The sequence below is a fragment of the Pelolinea submarina genome, from assembly GCF_003966975.1.
Taxonomy (GTDB): domain Bacteria; phylum Chloroflexota; class Anaerolineae; order Anaerolineales; family Anaerolineaceae; genus Pelolinea; species Pelolinea submarina.
Genome location: NZ_AP018437.1, coordinates 1,907,290 through 1,923,093, shown reverse-complemented (window position 1 = coordinate 1,923,093; position 15,804 = coordinate 1,907,290). Strand labels below are relative to the sequence as shown.

The 15,804-nt window shown below is 48.0% G+C and carries 14 protein-coding genes; 6 read left to right on the top strand and 8 right to left on the bottom strand.

Annotated features, from left to right (window positions below; all coding sequences use genetic code 11):
• Positions 1-25 precede the first annotated feature (25 nt).
• A complete protein-coding gene (locus Pelsub_RS08470) occupies positions 26-706 on the bottom strand; it encodes a TIGR00266 family protein (RefSeq protein ID WP_116224164.1) in 681 nt (226 codons plus the stop codon).
• A 188-nt stretch (positions 707-894) separates the two neighbouring features.
• On the opposite strand from Pelsub_RS08470, the gene rpsF reads away from it, so the two are divergent.
• The 3 genes from rpsF to Pelsub_RS08455 all read left to right on the top strand — a co-directional run bounded on the left by rpsF (position 895) and on the right by Pelsub_RS08455 (position 2,935).
• Entirely contained in the window at positions 895-1,176 is a 282-nt protein-coding gene (gene rpsF, locus Pelsub_RS08465) for a 30S ribosomal protein S6 (protein WP_116224165.1), read from the top strand.
• A gap of 65 nt (positions 1,177-1,241) precedes the next feature.
• Positions 1,242-1,529 carry a 30S ribosomal protein S18 gene (gene rpsR / locus Pelsub_RS08460; protein WP_116224166.1) on the top strand — a complete coding sequence of 96 codons (288 nt, stop codon included), beginning with the start codon at positions 1,242-1,244 and terminating at the stop codon, positions 1,527-1,529.
• A gap of 23 nt (positions 1,530-1,552) precedes the next feature.
• On the top strand, positions 1,553-2,935 hold the full coding sequence (locus tag Pelsub_RS08455) for a peptidylprolyl isomerase (protein ID WP_116224167.1): 1,383 nt from the start codon (positions 1,553-1,555) through the stop codon (positions 2,933-2,935).
• 113 nt (positions 2,936-3,048) lie between these two features.
• On the opposite strand, the gene smc is transcribed toward Pelsub_RS08455, so the two are convergent.
• A complete protein-coding gene (smc, locus tag Pelsub_RS08450; protein WP_116224168.1) occupies positions 3,049-6,648 on the bottom strand; it encodes a chromosome segregation protein SMC in 3,600 nt (1,199 codons plus the stop codon).
• A gap of 1 nt (position 6,649) precedes the next feature.
• Positions 6,650-7,357 carry a ribonuclease III gene (rnc, locus tag Pelsub_RS08445; RefSeq protein ID WP_116224169.1) on the bottom strand — a complete coding sequence of 236 codons (708 nt, stop codon included), beginning with the start codon at positions 7,355-7,357 and terminating at the stop codon, positions 6,650-6,652.
• A gap of 143 nt (positions 7,358-7,500) precedes the next feature.
• Between rnc and Pelsub_RS08440 the strand changes: the two genes are divergently transcribed.
• Both Pelsub_RS08440 and mutS read left to right on the top strand, forming a co-directional pair.
• Positions 7,501-8,193 (top strand): segregation and condensation protein A, encoded by a 693-nt coding sequence (locus Pelsub_RS08440; RefSeq protein ID WP_158675045.1) that lies wholly within the window; start codon positions 7,501-7,503, stop codon positions 8,191-8,193.
• A gap of 28 nt (positions 8,194-8,221) precedes the next feature.
• Positions 8,222-10,795 carry a DNA mismatch repair protein MutS gene (gene mutS / locus Pelsub_RS08435; protein WP_116224171.1) on the top strand — a complete coding sequence of 858 codons (2,574 nt, stop codon included), beginning with the start codon at positions 8,222-8,224 and terminating at the stop codon, positions 10,793-10,795.
• Between the two features lie 3 nt (positions 10,796-10,798).
• Here mutS and Pelsub_RS08430 read toward each other — a convergent pair whose 3' ends face one another.
• From Pelsub_RS08430 to Pelsub_RS08410, 5 genes are read right to left on the bottom strand one after another with little or no spacing between them, the layout of a single operon-like run.
• On the bottom strand, positions 10,799-11,980 hold the full coding sequence (locus Pelsub_RS08430) for a hypothetical protein (protein WP_116224172.1): 1,182 nt from the start codon (positions 11,978-11,980) through the stop codon (positions 10,799-10,801).
• Between the two features lie 27 nt (positions 11,981-12,007).
• On the bottom strand, positions 12,008-13,048 hold the full coding sequence (locus Pelsub_RS08425) for a ketopantoate reductase family protein (protein WP_116224173.1): 1,041 nt from the start codon (positions 13,046-13,048) through the stop codon (positions 12,008-12,010).
• An 18-nt stretch (positions 13,049-13,066) separates the two neighbouring features.
• The gene (gene fmt / locus Pelsub_RS08420) at positions 13,067-13,984 is read right to left on the bottom strand and encodes a methionyl-tRNA formyltransferase (protein WP_116224174.1); all 918 of its coding nucleotides are present in this window, start codon (positions 13,982-13,984) and stop codon (positions 13,067-13,069) included.
• 1 nt (position 13,985) lies between these two features.
• Positions 13,986-14,267: a hypothetical protein gene (locus Pelsub_RS08415; RefSeq protein ID WP_116224175.1), complete on the bottom strand. Its 282-nt coding sequence runs from the start codon at positions 14,265-14,267 to the stop codon at positions 13,986-13,988.
• Between the two features lies 1 nt (position 14,268).
• Positions 14,269-14,823 carry an RNA polymerase sigma factor gene (locus Pelsub_RS08410; RefSeq protein ID WP_116224176.1) on the bottom strand — a complete coding sequence of 185 codons (555 nt, stop codon included), beginning with the start codon at positions 14,821-14,823 and terminating at the stop codon, positions 14,269-14,271.
• Positions 14,824-14,940: 117 nt separating this feature from the next.
• Here Pelsub_RS08410 and Pelsub_RS08405 point away from each other — a divergent pair, with 117 nt between their 5' ends.
• Positions 14,941-15,777 carry an alpha/beta hydrolase gene (locus tag Pelsub_RS08405; RefSeq protein ID WP_158675044.1) on the top strand — a complete coding sequence of 279 codons (837 nt, stop codon included), beginning with the start codon at positions 14,941-14,943 and terminating at the stop codon, positions 15,775-15,777.
• Positions 15,778-15,804 lie beyond the last annotated feature (27 nt).

Below are 15,804 nucleotides of genomic sequence, written 5' to 3'. Positions count from 1 at the left end.
ATGTCTTATTTGATTGAATAAACAACTAACTGTTATTGGTCTTCGGCAGGCGCGGCATCAGCCAATCCAGGAAAGCGCCTACACTGCGGGTTTGCAACAGCACTTTTCCGGGTCCGGTCAGGTCCACTACAAGGCCCTCGCCGCCCAGGAAGGTGGATGCCAGGCCGCCGATCGAACGCACGCGAAAGCCGATCTTTTCAGAGAAGGCCACCAGGTGGCCGGTATCCACAGTGAAGGTTTCGCCCGCCGCCAAATCCACCTCGTGGATGGCACCGTAACTGGCCAAAATGAGCGTTCCGCTACCGGAGCAGCGCAGCATAATCAACCCCTCACCGCCAAAAAAGGTCTTCGCGCCGCCCCATTTGGTATCGGTCTGCACGCCTTCGCTGGAAGCCAGGAAAGAGCCGGATTGCACCAGATAGGATTCACCCTTTAACTCCATGGTAAAAACGTCGCCCGGCAACGTTGGGGCTAATTGAATTTTGCCGCCGTGGCTGCTGGCCTGGAAGGTATTCATGAAGAAGGACTCACCGCCCAGCACGGAGCGCGCCAGGGATTTCATCAAACCACCCTTCATTTTGGTTTGGACCTGCAAATCCGGACTCATAGCCACCATTGAACCGGATTCGGCCGTGATACTTTCACCACCCTCCAATTCCACATCTGCCAGTGAATATGAAGGACGATACAGCAAATTGACTTTCATGGGACCTCCTGAATTCTTTACTAATTCTTTATAAAGTACCATTATATAAGAAAAGCGCTCCCTACCCAAGCCAGCCGGTTTATGCTAAACTTGGCACTGGTAAGTTAACCAAGTATTGGTTACCTTTCCGCTCCTGAATCAACACCCGTTGAAATCAGGGGCAAACCCATGGAAAGGAGGAATCCTGCGTGAATAATTATGAATTGATGGTGATTGTCCATCCCGATTTGGATGAAGAAGCATCCAGCCAGGCACTTGAGAAAATCAAGGACTGGATTGTTAAATCCGGCGGTTCAATCGAGAAAATTGATAATTGGGGCAAGCGGCGTCTGGCTTATGAAATCCAGAAGCAAAATGAAGGCGTTTACTTCCTTCACTACATTAGCATGCCCTCAGAAGCGGTAGCAGATTTGGAAAAGAATCTACGTATCTTGGAACCGGTTATGCGTTTCCTGATTATCGCGAAATAATCTAATTAATAAATCAGTTGTTTTGCAGGATAATTTAACCTGCCGGAACAACAGAAGGAGAAATAATGGCTGAAGATAGCTATCAAGGATCAGATCAGGGCCAGCGTGGTTCTCGAAGATACACTCCCAGACCGCGTTACTGCCAATTCTGCTCAGATACCACCCTGGAAATTGACTACAAGAATTACCCGCTCTTGAGAAAATACACCACAGAAGAAGGGAAAATTCGTCCGCGCCGTCAAACCGGCACGTGTGCCAAACACCAGCGTGCGGTTGCCCGCGAAATCAAACGCGCCCGGCACATCGCTCTGCTGCCGTTTGCTGGCGGTACTTGGGAAGAAAGAACCCGCTAAGATAAATTGGAGAAATAAACATCATGTCTTCAACAAAAAAAGAAGAACAGGCCCCCAAACGGCCATCCATTCATTCCGCTCGCGAAAAGAAACAAAACCGAATTATTATTATCGGTTTTATCATCACAGCGGCTTTGATCGTTGGAATGGTTGGTTATGCCCTGTTATATGATAAGGTTTTCAAGAATCATATTGCGGTTGCCAAAGTGGACCACACTCGCATTGATAACGATTATTTCGTCAATCGGGTGCGCCTGGAACGGAATGCTTATATTCAACAGTACAGCATTCTCTACGCGCAGTATCAGATGTTTGGCGACTCGGCAGAATACCAGCAGTACTTCCTGAGTCAAATGCAGCAGGTCCAAAGTACGTTGGCTGATTATGAATCATTTGGGGAAACTGTTCTCAATAGCATGGTTGACGATCAAGTGATCGCAATCGAAGCAAAGAAAATGGGGATAGAAGTGAGTGACGCGGATGTTGATGAACTCCTGATGGAACTGTTCAATTATTATCCCTCCGGAACCCCCACCCCCGAACCAACTACTACTCCCTGGAATACCCCAACGGTATCCGAAGCCGAACAGGCTTTGCTGGGTTATACCCCCACACCGGTATTGGAAGCAACCGAAGAAGTAGTACCTACTGAAGTTGTGGCAACGGAGACTGAAGAAGCGGTTGAAGCAACAGAAGCTGTTGCTGAAAGCGCCGAGACTGCCGATGTGGAAGCTGCCGAGGAAACACCCGAAGCAACCGCCACACCCGCCGAAGTTGCTGCTGAAGAAACAGCGGAACCGACAGCCACACCTTATACTGAAGAACTCTACCAGGAAAGCTACAACGAATATATCACCTCGCTTGAGTCTGTGAACGTCAGCGAAGAATATCTGCGACAATATGTGTACCATTACCTGCTGGACCAGAAAGTCCAGAAACAGATTTATTCCGAACTGCCCGTTGTACAGGAACAGGTCTGGGCACGTCACATTCTGGTGGAAACCGAAGACGAAGCGAAGGACGTTCTGGCCCGCCTGGATGCAGGTGAGGATTGGAACGCTTTGGCCGCGGAACTTTCATTGGACACCAGCAACAACACCACTGGCGGCGACTTGGGTTGGTTCCCACGCGGCTATATGGTTGAGCCCTTTGAAGAAGCTGCGTTTGCTTTGGAAGTCGGCAAAACCAGTGAACCGGTTGAGACCGATTACGGCTGGCACATCATTCAGGTGGTTGGCCACGAGGACCGGGCACTCAGCGCCGATGATTACAACTACGCCCAGCAACTTCATTACCAGAATTGGCTGGATGAGGCTAAAGCGGACAAAACCATCAAGATTAATGATGTCTGGAAAGATATCGTTCCGCAGGATCCCTCAATTTCAGCGGATATGCTGGTCAACTAGTCTTTCGAAAAAAAGTACGTAATAACAATCAAGGCGGCTTGTAAATATACAGGCCGCCTTCTTTTTTGTTTGCTGGGAATCTTTATCGGTTTAGTAATTAATTCTTATCAGGATTACTGCACCATTTCATCGGTGAGTTCGTCCATGCGCAGGCTGATCACCTGGCTGACCGAATCTTTACCCATGGTCACACCATAAAGAACATCCGCCATTTGGACCGTGTTGCGGTTATGAGTGATGACAATAAACTGGGTAGTATCGCTCAATTCATGCAGCAATTCGCCAAAACGGACAACGTTGGATTCATCCAACATGGCGTCCACTTCGTCCATGATACAGAAAGGTGTGGGGGAAATCTTCAGCAGCGCGAAAATTAAAGCAACGGCTGTCAAGCTTCTCTCACCGCCTGAAAGCAGCCCCAATTCCTGGCGGCGCTTGCCGGGCAAGGTTGCTTCGATTTCGATGCCTGAATCCATGACGTTCTCTTCATCTTCCAGGTAAAGGCGTGCCGAGCCGCCCGTAAACAACTGGGCGAATATCACTTTGAATTCCTCTTCCACCTTGCGGAAGGTTTTCATGAATTCCTTTTTCATCAATTCGTCCAGCTCTTCCACTACCTGGCGTAAATCTTTTTCCGCTTTTTCCAAATCCAGAAGCTGCTCGCTCAGAAAATGAACGCGCTGGTCAACTTCGTCAAATTCCATCTCAGCGTCCGGGTTGACAGGGCCCAACCGGCGCAAATAGGATTTTTGCTGTTTGATTTGCTCGTCCAGGTTTTCCGGCAAAATTTCAATATCCGGCAAAGTCGCGATCATGCCGTCAATAGGCAGCGGTTTAGGGCCAATCAGTCCTTCTTCATTCTCTTCAGGCAGTAACCCGAAGTCTTCCTGGATCTTCTTGCGCAATTCTTCCATGCGGTCGCGCAGTTTATCCACCTTCATTTGAGCCTGCAGCGCATGGCGTTCCGCGATGGAGTACTGGTTGCGGCTGGCGTCTACTTCTTCGAGCAGCGTTCCCTGATGTTTGATCCCGGATTCAACTTCCTCTTCCAAAGGCTTAATTTTTTCAGATAAAGCCTCAATCTCGGTAGATACACTGCTGTCGGTTTCTGCCAGGTTCTGCTTTTCAGCCAGAATCTCTTCCAGTGTTTGAGCCATTTCCGTCAAACGGTTCCGCTGGGAACCGATTTTCGCGTTGGTTTCCCGGATAAGTTTTTCTTTTTCTTCAACCCGGCTGCGCTGCTGGTTCGCCAGTTCTTCGATGACCGCTTTATCGGATGTCAGCTCCATCACCATCGAACGAATTTCCTCAATGGGCAAGTTATTGACGCTTTGGAAATGAGAATCCAGCCTTGTCTGCTTTTCAGACAACTGATCGCGCAGCTCTTTCAGCGAGCTTTTCAAACGAGCGCTCTCATCACTGCGAGCCTTGGAAGAAAGGTTGATCTGTTCCAATCGCTTGCGGATATCCTCCAGTTGTTCGGCTCGCTGGTTTTTCTCGATCTCTAATTTATGCCGGTCGATACCCAACTGCTGGACTTTCCTCTGAAGCTGCTGGTCGGTTTCCGATAAGGTCCTGATAGCGTCATTCAGTTGCACCAGATTATTCTTTTGTATCTCCAGTTCCTTCTGAAGACTTTGCGATTCCGTTTGGAAGGTAAGCACGTCTTTTTCCGTAGCTTCTTTTTCACGTTTGCGGGAAAGGTTTTTCACGCGGTATTCGTTGCCGGCGGTAATGGTGCCGCGGGTATCAAATACTTCTCCTTTGCGGGTAACCACTTTCATTCCCAGAGGAAGCTGCTTCACCAACGCTTCCGCTTCAGCAGCAGTATCCACGATATACGTGCTGGAGAGGATATTTTTTATCAGGCCATTGTAGTGTTCGGTTTCCTTAACCAAATCCGAGGCTTTAACCGCGTTAGTCCCTTGTATGGATTTTTGCGGGGTTTGTACCTGCCACCATTCCGGTAAGAAAACGGTCCGGGAGGTTTTGCTGTTTTCAAGGTAGGTCAGAATATCCTGCGTTGAAGTACCTTCTCCCAGGATGATACCTTCCAACATATCTCCCAGCGCAGCGCTGAAAGCCAGTTCATATTCCTGAGGAACTTTTAAATAATCCAGCAGCAGTGCGAATTTAGCGGAAACTTTGTTACTGCGCGCGGCCTGCACAAATTCCTTCGATCCGGAGGTGAACCCGGTCAGGCTTTCTTCGGCTTGACGGATGACCTTCAATTCCGCATTCAATTTTGAAACGGCCAAATCAATCTCTTTGTACTTGCGCTCCAACTGATCGATTTTTTCGCGTGCTCTGTTGCGCTCTTTACGTTTGTTCTCCAGCGCTTGCTGGTTCTGCGTAATTTCCGCTTGAAGCGTCGTGGTGTTTTTCTCGAGTTCTTTCAGTTTGCCGTCCGACTGACTGATAAATTCGTCCACACCGGAGCGATTGTTGTTCAATATTTGCAGCTCATTGCGGTCATTTTCCGCCTGATGATTGAGCTGTTCGATGCGTGATTCGGTTTTCAGGATCTCCGATTCGTTGGCGATGACCTGCTTCTGAAGCTCTTCAATCAACCGCTCAATCTTCACCCGTTCTTGCCGCCGCGCATCCAATTTCCCATTCGCATCGGATAACGCGCGGCCGGCCTGCTCCAGTTCCTGCCGGATCTCATTACCGCTTTGTTCCAGCGTTTTGAGTTCCGCCTCATGCTGGCCGATCTCATCTGTCAATACTAAAACCGCCGCTTCCAGTTCCTGGCTGCGCTCGCGAATCGATCTTTCGCGCTCTTCATGCACGGCAATTTCCCGCGTTGCGTCTTCTTTTATTGAATGTAGTTTGGATAATTCCAGATGCAGGTTGGCCAACTGGTCGCGTTTATCATTCAGATCACCCTGAATGCGGTTGACCCTGGCTTCCAGTTTTTGCTTTTCTTCGCGCCTGACATTCAACTGCTCATTTTGCTTGCTGCTGAAATCAGATGCGTAGACAAGTTCTCGCTGCACGGCATGCCAGTTATATCCATACCAATCTTTCAGCAGTAAGTTGAGGTCATTCTGTACTTGCAGGTACTGCTTGGCTTTTTCCTTGCTTTTTTCCAGATATCCCAAACGCGGTTTTAATTCACGCAAAATATCGTTAATGCGTTCCATATTGCGCAGGGTTTTATCCAGTTTTTGGGTGGCGTCTTCCCGCCGGCCTTTATACAACCCAATACCGGAAGCTTCTTCAAAAAACCGGCGTCTTTCCTCCGGTTTCAAACTCAGAGCCGTGTCCACCAGGCCTTGTCCGATGATGGTGTATGTACGTTCCCCCAACCCAGAATTTGCCAGCAGCTCGTTGATCTCTTTCAGCCTAACTTTTTGATTGTTCAGCAGGTATTCATTTTCACCGCTGCGATAAGCGCGGCGGGTCAGGGTTACTTCCGAAAATTCAACCGGCAGCCAACCGTTCTGGTTATCAAAAGTGATTGAAACCGAAGCCATGGAAGCACGCGGGCGCTGTTCGGAACCGGAAAAGATCATATCCAAGGTCTTTTTCCCACGCAGCAGGCTGTAGGCCTGCTCACCCAGAACCCAACGAATGGAATCTGAAATGTTGGACTTTCCGGAACCATTAGGGCCGACGATGGCGGTTATTTGGCCAGGGAAGTCAAAGCTGGTTTTGCTGGCAAAAGTTTTATAGCCATGTAATTCGAGGGATAGTAGTCGATTCGCCATATTAATGCTGGTTGATACTCTCGAGAGCTTTTTGAGCGGCGCTTTTTTCGGCAGCTTGCTTGCTCTTGCCGATGCCCTCGCCCATTACTTTACTATTCACCCGCACTTCAATTTCAAATACTTTAGCATGATCCGGTCCATGCACATTTCTGGTCAGATATTTGGGTGTCGAGTAACCATTTGCCTGTGCCCATTCCTGTAATTGCGATTTGGGGTCTTCATTCTTATGTTGTTCAATTACTTCCTCAATCGCGACTTCCAGTAAAGGTTTCATGAATTCTTTCACTACCTCAATACCCTTATCAAGGAAAAGTGAACCGATGAAAGCTTCAAACACGTCGCACAGGAGCGTATTGCGCAGCTTCCCGCCGGATTTGGTTTCACCTTTTCCTAATCTTATCGTATTTTCAAATTTTAACAAGCGGGCGAATGCCGCCAACTGGTTGGTTTGCACCAATGCGGATCGCATCTGGGTTAAATCTCCCTCTTCCATCTCCGGGAAACGGTTATACAGCCACTCGCCAACCAAAAAATCCAGAACTGCATCCCCCAGGAATTCCAGACGCTCATTGTCCTCAAGCGCTTCCGGATGTTCGTTCAAGTAAGAACGATGGGTCATTGCCCTTGCCAGCAACAGCTCATCGTTAAAATATAAATGCAGCCGGTTCATCAATTCTTGCGTTGTTTCGATTATTGCTTCATCGTTCATATTTATAAGTTTGCCGTTTCTTAAGATTTTTTTATCTCTTGTTTCACTCTGCTATAATAGCATCTATGTCCTTGCCCGCGCTCTGGCACTCATCACTTAATTATAAAATCTCCACTGAGGTTTATGAAGGACCTCTGGATTTATTGCTCCATTTAATCGAGCAAGCTGAATTAGATATTACCAAACTTTCGCTGGCCAAAGTAACGGACCAATATCTGGCGCATCTACGGACTCTTACAGATCGTGATCCGGTTGAAGTTTCAGCGTTTCTTGTTATTGCCGCCAAACTTGTATATATCAAGTCTTCAATTTTACTACCTTCAAACAACGAATCGGCCTCGGATGAGGAAGAAGATTTAGGCGATCAACTTGCCAGGCAGCTGGTGGAATATAAAAAATTCAAGGATATTGCCGCCTGGATGAAAGATCGCGAACAAGGCCACCTGCAAAGTTACTACCGCGTCGGCGCGCCGCCCAAATATCGCGAGATTTTGGATATTTCCGATATCACCGTAGATGATTTGGTGGAAATCTTGCTGGGTATTTTCTTCGAAAACGAGAACTTCACCCCGCTGAGTGATGTAGTTACCATCACCACTTTGACGATCAAGAATAAAATTAGGGAAATTACAGCGTTATTTAGAAAAAATACCCATAGTGATTTCAGCACTATTTTGGGCGACAAACCCTCTCGATTGGATTTAATTGTAACCTTCCTGGCATTGCTGGAGTTAATCAAACACCACACCATTGAAGCCTCTCAGGAAACACTTTTTGGGGATATTTCATTGGATTGTGTCGGCAGCCTGGAAGAAGATTTTGAGACAGAACTATAACATCTATTACTTCATAAAATAAATTAGCATGTCCGAAACAAACGCAACACCTATTCGCCAACAATACCTGGATATTAAAAAGAATTATCCGGATGCCATTGTGTTTTTCCGCCTCGGAGATTTTTATGAAACCTTCGACGAGGATGCTGAAATCACCTCACGGGAATTGGATATAGTCCTGACCGGCCGCAACGTTGCCAAAGGCCAAAAAGTACCCATGGCAGGCATTCCTTACCACGCCGCCGATAACTACATCTCGCGCTTAATCGAAAAGGGCTATCATGTCGCCATCTGCGAACAGATTGGCGAACAACCTCAGAAGGGAATCTTCCCGCGAGAGGTTATTCGTTTAGTCTCGCCCGGCACCGTCATTGAACCGGGATTAATCAAGAACGAGAAAAACAACTACCTGGTTTCATTATTCATACATGAAAACACCGCGGGCTTAGCCTTTTTGGATATTTCCACCGGTGAAATCGGCGTCTCTCATTTCAACGACAATGAATTCCACAATCGTCTCAACGCGGAAATTTCACGTCTTCATCCTTCAGAAATTTTGCTGCCCGAATCCATCCATTTACCGTTTGCTGAACAGTATCACGTTACGTCTTTACAGGACTGGAAATTTGAGCTTGGACGATCCGAACAGCTACTAAAAACCCAATTCCACGTTTCCTCACTGGACGGGTTTGGTTTGAAGAATAAACCCGCTGCGGTGGCTGCTCTGGGCGCTATTCTGGGTTATGTAAAGGAAAGCGACCCTCAGGCCTTGGCGCTTTTCACCGATTTGAATTTTTACGCTATCGAAGACCACATGGTGTTGGACGAAGCCACTCGCCGCAATCTTGAACTTACCGAGACTATTTTAAAAGTCTCTGAAGCCGGCTCTTTGTTGGGAGTAATGGACAAGACACGCACACCCATGGGTAAGCGTATGATTCGACGCTGGGTCAACCAACCGCTGATCCACGCCGGGGAGATAACGGAACGGCTGGATGCTGTTGAGTATTTGCTGGAAAACGGGCTCGACCGTCTGGAGCTGCAAAAACAGTTGAGGTCGGTAGCCGACATCGAACGCATCATCAACCGCGTAGTCGCCCAGCATGCCGTTCCCCGCGATCTGGTCGCGCTGCGCGAGACGCTGGAAATCCTGCCGGTAATTCTGAAAAAAGTGAGCGGCCACATTCCCCTATTGGATCGGGAGACTGGTGCAATGGATGATTGCAGCAGTGAGTTTATGCTGCTTCGGGAAAGTATCGCGGAGGATCCGCCCGCAACCCTGGCGCACACCGGCGTAATCCGCCCAGGCTATTCCAGCGAACTGGACGAGATCATCCAATCCACCAAGAACTCCCGCGATTACATCGCAAATTTGGAAAAGGTGGAGAAGGAACGCACCGGCATCAAAACCCTCAAAGTCGGTTTCAATAAAGTTTTCGGCTACTACATCGAAATTAGCAACAGTTACGCGGATCAGGCTCCGGAAGAATACATCCGCAAACAGACCCTGGTCAATGCCGAACGGTTCATCACGCCTAAACTGAAAGAATATGAAACCATTGTCTTGAATGCGGAAGAAAACATTCACGCTATTGAAAATCGCGTCTTCAAAGAAATCTGTGCGGAACTGAAAAAATCATCCAAAAAGCTTCTGGCTGCTTCGCGTTTTCTCGGAACGCTGGATGTATTGGCTTCCTTCGCTCAGGCGGCTTCAGAAAACAATTACGTTCGCCCCAAATTATCCGAAGATAAACACCTGATGATCAAAAATGGCCGTCACCCGGTAGTTGAGAAAACCCGGGTGGACATTTCTTTTGTCCCCAACGACACCGTCTTTGCCAATGGAGATAACATTCAGGTCATTACCGGCCCCAACATGAGCGGCAAGAGCACCTATCTGCGCCAGGTGGCCCTGATCGTATTGTTGGCTCAAATCGGCTCCTTTGTTCCGGCCGATGCTGCCGAGATTGGCATCGTTGATCGTATCTTCACACGCATCGGTGCGCAGGATGAGATCCACGCCGGGCAGTCTACTTTTATGGTTGAGATGATCGAAACAGCCAATATCCTGCACAACGCTACCGATAAGAGTCTGCTGATCCTGGATGAAATCGGGCGCGGCACCAGCACCTACGACGGTTTATCCATCGCCTGGGCAGTGTTGGAATACATCCACAACCATCCGCGTTTGAAATCCCGCACACTTTTTGCCACCCATTACCACGAGCTGACCCAATTGCCCGACGTCTTGCCGAATATCAAGAACTACAACGTGGCCGTCAGCGAAGTGGACAATCAGGTCATCTTCTTGCATAAAATCGTCCCCGGCGGCGCGGACCGTTCTTACGGCATTCACGTCGCCCAATTGGCCGGCATTCCCGGCCCAGTAATTACTCGCGCCAATGAAATCCTGGCCCAATTGGAAGGACAGTCCCGCCAATTGGAGCTGAAGGACGAAGCTTCGCACCCCACGCAAATGGCTCTGTTCACACAGGATAGCCCCGTTCTAAAAGATATTAAAAAGTTGGACCCCAACAGTTTAAGTCCTATTGAGGCCCTCAATAAAATCTATCAATGGAAAAAAGATCTGGATAAAGGATAGATCTCAGGCTTCTGCCTGGCCGTCCTCCGCGTCTTTTTCTCGCTGCTCAATTTCTTCCATCGTTTCCGGCACAACCGCCTTCTGAGGTTCGATTTCCTCAACCACCGGCTGGCTTTCAATTGTCTCGTACTGCGGTTTTTCCGCCGCCACCGGCTGCGGTTCTTTCACCATTCGTCCGGCCAATATAAGCATCAGTCCAAAAGCCAGCATGATTGCGGTAGAGATAATCACCCAAATCAGCATTTGGTAACCCACTTCCTGTACCGCTCCCAGTAAGATATAGCCGAAACCGGTCACCAAGTTTTTCAGATGTGGATTCAATACCATCGCGATGAATTGATCAAACCCAATCAGCAGAATCACCAGACCGATCAACGTTATGCCGGATACGATTAGCAGCAGCCAACCTGTCCACTTCCACATAACCTTACGCTGTTTGCGCAATAAGGCGGCAAGCAGGATCAGCAGGATGATGGAAACCACCGGAAGCAGACGAAAGCCCCAGCGCACCAAACTGTAATTGAAGAAATTCTGGTCGGTCAAGGTTTCTTCCATAGGCATAACCGCAGTAAGCGCCACAGAAGAAGGCAGGCTATTAAAGGTATCCTCGAAAGCTTTGGTCCACATTTGCTTGAAAAACGCCAGGTCTTTGCTGCCAGGTTTACATGCCGGTAAACCGGCTGCGCTTGAAACCGCTGCCGTATCCAAGCTTGCCATTTCGTTATCAGTGCAATTTGGCAGAGCGGCTAAAAATTCGGAAGCTATCTCCGCGCTGTTGGTTGATAATTCACTCTTTACATCGGCAATGTTGATTTTCATGTCCGAAGTTGGAATTTTGAAATTAAGGTAGGAAAAAGTTTGGTTGATAGCACTATCGAAGGTGTTTTGCACAGTCTCAGCCGAAATATAATTGGCAAGGATGGGGCTGACGATATCTTTATACTTTATCAGATCGAATTGCGGCGCGACACCGCTCTGTGCGGACTGGTAAACCAACACTTCCGATAAGATTCCCGGAAGAGCCGGAGTGTAGTCATCGCTCTGGAAAACAGTCGAATAGCTCTGCGGGTTAAAGAAGATTAATTCTACCGGTAGTGCAAACAAGGATAGAAATAATCCGGCCACGATAATCAGTGACAAGAATAGCGCAATTATGCGGTTTTGAAAGGGAATTTTCTCAGTCATAAGTTCCTTATCATTTATTTCATCATACTATATACGATTTACCGCTGCTGTGGTTTCGACCAGCTTTTCCGGATGGCGGGAAAATGCCTGCCGGGCTTTTGCATCCTTCAAAATCAGGTTGAATGTCTCGGTCAAAGCCCGGTTGATTGGGGTCGGTACGCTCAGTGCTTCCCCTTTCCGTACGACTGCCCCATTTAAATCATTGACTTCGCTGCGTGAACTTCCCTTCATCTTTTCAATATAGAAAGAAGGCATCTTTTCGCCACGTCCACCCGCTACCATTTTTTTCAATAGAGGTTGTAATAAAACATCCGGCGTTATGCGCATGATTGTTATCAAAGGGCGCAGCGGCAGGCCGGGTAAATTTTCAATTTTCAACCCACTTCGCCGCATTACGGAGGCTGTCTCCAGAATTTGTGCTTTCTCTATGCGAAAAAGTTCTTTATGTGAATAAACCTCATTGGGACTCATATCCAAAATACCCGAGACGGCATTGGAAAAAAGGTTTGAAAGCATTTTTGACCATTTCATGGAACGCATGTCTGCGAAAATCTGCGGTTTTAATCCGGCATTCTTCAGAATTGCGAAAACAGGTTGAACGTATTCATCCTTCCCGCTCAGGCCAATGCCGCGGTTCTTTTCAACCCGAATACTGGTGTCGTCCAGCCGGCTGACCGCGCTGACAACCGAAGCAGCCACAATCTCTGCCCGTGGGAAAGCGATACGAAATTTATCTTCGTTTTCCACCCCGTTTTGTAAACATAAAATCGAACGAAAATTTATCATCGCCTTCTCGAGCTGCGATATGACAGATTCAGTATCAAATGTTTTTACAGCGATGAAAATGGCATCAAAAACTTCATCCCGATCCAAATCTTTCAATGAGCTTACAACGGTGAAATCGCTCACCTGCCAGTTTTGTGTCTGATTCTGGATATGGATCTCCCGACCGGCAAGTTTGCTTTCCTGTCCGGGTTTCACCAGAAAAGTCACTGCGGCTCCCTGCGCAGCCGCGCTCCCTCCGGCCAGCAGGCCAATGGCACCGGCTCCGATACATAATACTTTCATGCTAATCTCCGCTGACTTTCAGTCTGCCCAATCGCGCGTGCCATTCAGAAAATCCGAACCGCGCATCGGGCGTTTCCCGGCCGGCTGTACTTCCACCAGTTTCAGGTCCATACTGGCTGTACCGATGCAAGGGAATTTTTCCATAATGGTGTGTTGGCCGCAGCCAGTTGATTTCTTCCCGGTCACTTCCGCTCGTAAAACGCGCAGGGGTTGTGCCTTCCAATCTAAATAACTGATTGGCCATGGATTGAAAGCGCGCACCTGACGTTCCAATTCATCTGCTTCTTTGGAAAAATCCATCCGCCCGTCTTCTTTATGCAGTAAATGAGCGTAAGTTGCGCCTTCTTCAGGTTGTTCCTGAGCGCTGATCGCTCCAGCCAAATATTTTGGCAGGACTTCCTCTAAGAGCGCAGCACCGGTTATTGCCAGTTTTTCGGACAAAGACCCGGCTGTGTCATCCGGTGCTATAGGTACCTCGCGCACCTGGAAAATTGCTCCGGTATCCACACCCCTATCCATTTTCATGATAGTAACGCCGGTTTTCTCATCGCCGTGCAGGATGGCATTCTGGATCGGTGAAGCTCCCCGCCAGCGCGGCAGCAAGGATGCATGCAGATTCAGGCATCCAAAAGATGGAAATTCAAGAACTGCTTCAGGCAATATTTTTCCATAAGCCGCCACGATAATCACGTCCGGTGCCAATGTTCCGAGTAATTCCATGAACTCAGCTCCCCGGACCCTGGACGGCTGGTAAACGGGCACATCCAATTCCTGCGCGATTGTCTTTACCGGAGGCGCTTGGATTTTCTTCCCGCGTCCAACCGGCTGATCCGGCTGAGTGACTACAGCCGTCAGGTTGAATCGCGCATGCAGCATTTTCAAGGCCGGGACCGCGTAGTCCGGTGAACCCATAAAAATGATTCGCTCTCTGTTCATACTAGGCTTTTGCCTTTGAAGAAGTCAACCTGAAAATCTTACTTAAAAAGAATAGCAATAACGTTCCCAATACAAAACCGGAAGAGAGCACCAGGATGGAGATCAGGTAATTAGGGTATTCCACTACAACTTCCGGAGTTTTAGTCAAGCGATTTTGCAGCTCGTCAATATACGAGGAGCTCGGTGCAACCGGGCTTAATAAACCCTCCAGCTTCTCTTCAAGGTTTTCGTCCAGGATTTCATCCGGATCAGAATCGATCTTCATGCCGTCTTTCTTTTTCATCTTATTCCTTTACTTCGAAATAATCCCGTAGATCCATCAATGTGCGATGGTACAGACTTTTTATTGCGCCTTCACTTTTCCCCATTATTTCTCCAATCTCCTTATTGGATAAATCTTCGACATATTTCAGGATTAATACCATTTGACGGTCGCTGGGCAGCTGACGGACAGCCCGCATCAACCCTTCAACTTCCTGTTTTTTCTCTATTTCGTGATCGGGAATATCCTGTTTTGACCGCAGATCAACGTGGTCTTCTATCGGTACTTCTTTGCGGCGCTGATTATCCCGGTGCCAGTTCGCCACCAGGTTATGCGCAATACGGTATAACCAGGCTGAAAAAGGGACGCTGGTCTTCTTATAGCGTGTGATGTGTTTCAGCGCTCTCTGGAATACCCTGGCGGTTAAGTCTTCTGCGTCACTAACATTACCGGTGCGGTAATAGATATAGCTATAGATTTTCTTTACATTGTCCTTATAAAGGATGCTGAAAGCCGCCTCATTACCTTGAATCGCCTGATCGAGGATGGTCTCGTCTTGTTCGCTTCGATTTTCCATTATTTAGATATTCAGTTGCAACTATCCAATAGTTACCTGGTCGCTGATTTGCCTTGATTATATTCAATATTTATATAAAATCATCTTGATTAACACACAACTTTTATGGAGGTTCGAATGAAGCAATTTGAGGATACGTTAAAGGCCTCTCAAAGCATGCCTGACTTATTCTTACGGATATGGGAACCGGAAAAAGATGTTCATGGGGTGATACTACTCATTCATGGTTTGGGAGAGCATAGCGGCCGCTACGGTACGGATTTCGCCAGATTCTACACCGATTCAGGTATAGTTATCCTGGCGCCCGATCTGCCTGGGCATGGGTTGACCGAGGGGAAACGCGGCCATATTCAGCATACAACACAATTTCTTGATTACGTGGATATTCTGCTGGAAGAAGCTCGCGTACGCTACCCGGATAAACCCCTCTTCATGTATGGCCACAGCATGGGTGGATTGATTGTCCTTTGGCATGCACTCGACCGCCATCCGCAGGTTGCCGGTATAATCGTTACCTCCCCAGCTATTGATGTACACAACCCCGTTCCTGCACCAAAGAAAGCCGTGGCTAAATTAATGAACAATATCGCACCGGCCTTTTCCATGGAAAATGGTTTGGATGCAACGCAGCTCTCCCAAGATAAACAGGTCGTGCAAGCTTATGTGGAAGACCCTTTGGTCCACAACCGCATTTCAGCCCGTCTGGGGTTGATGATGCTCAGCCAAGGAGATTGGATTTTAGAGCATGCTCCCGAGAATCAGAATCGTATACTGGTAATGATCGGGTCACAGGAAGGTATCGTCAGCAAAATTGCAGTCGACAAGTTTTGTAAATTGGCGCCGCGCGTCACCTATAAAGTATGGCCGGATTTATTCCATGAAATTCACAATGAGGCCCAAAAGCAGGATGTGTTTACATTCACCAGGAAATGGATGGATGAAAATCTGTCATAATTTTACGTTCACTTATTAGGTGTATTC

Bases quoted from the DNA above. Each gene is read 5' to 3' on its own strand.
- Pelsub_RS08470 (WP_116224164.1), bottom strand. From the start codon at position 706: ATGAAAGTCAATTTGCTGTATCGTCCTTCATATTCACTGGCAGATGTG.
- rpsR (WP_116224166.1), top strand. From the start codon at position 1,242: ATGGCTGAAGATAGCTATCAAGGATCAGATCAGGGCCAGCGTGGTTCT.
- Pelsub_RS08455 (WP_116224167.1), top strand. From the start codon at position 1,553: ATGTCTTCAACAAAAAAAGAAGAACAGGCCCCCAAACGGCCATCCATT.
- smc (WP_116224168.1), bottom strand. From the start codon at position 6,648: ATGGCGAATCGACTACTATCCCTCGAATTACATGGCTATAAAACTTTT.
- rnc (WP_116224169.1), bottom strand. From the start codon at position 7,357: ATGAACGATGAAGCAATAATCGAAACAACGCAAGAATTGATGAACCGG.
- mutS (WP_116224171.1), top strand. From the start codon at position 8,222: ATGTCCGAAACAAACGCAACACCTATTCGCCAACAATACCTGGATATT.
- Pelsub_RS08430 (WP_116224172.1), bottom strand. From the start codon at position 11,980: ATGACTGAGAAAATTCCCTTTCAAAACCGCATAATTGCGCTATTCTTG.
- Pelsub_RS08425 (WP_116224173.1), bottom strand. From the start codon at position 13,048: ATGAAAGTATTATGTATCGGAGCCGGTGCCATTGGCCTGCTGGCCGGA.
- fmt (WP_116224174.1), bottom strand. From the start codon at position 13,984: ATGAACAGAGAGCGAATCATTTTTATGGGTTCACCGGACTACGCGGTC.
- Pelsub_RS08415 (WP_116224175.1), bottom strand. From the start codon at position 14,267: ATGAAAAAGAAAGACGGCATGAAGATCGATTCTGATCCGGATGAAATC.
- Pelsub_RS08410 (WP_116224176.1), bottom strand. From the start codon at position 14,823: ATGGAAAATCGAAGCGAACAAGACGAGACCATCCTCGATCAGGCGATT.
- Pelsub_RS08405 (WP_158675044.1), top strand. From the start codon at position 14,941: ATGAAGCAATTTGAGGATACGTTAAAGGCCTCTCAAAGCATGCCTGAC.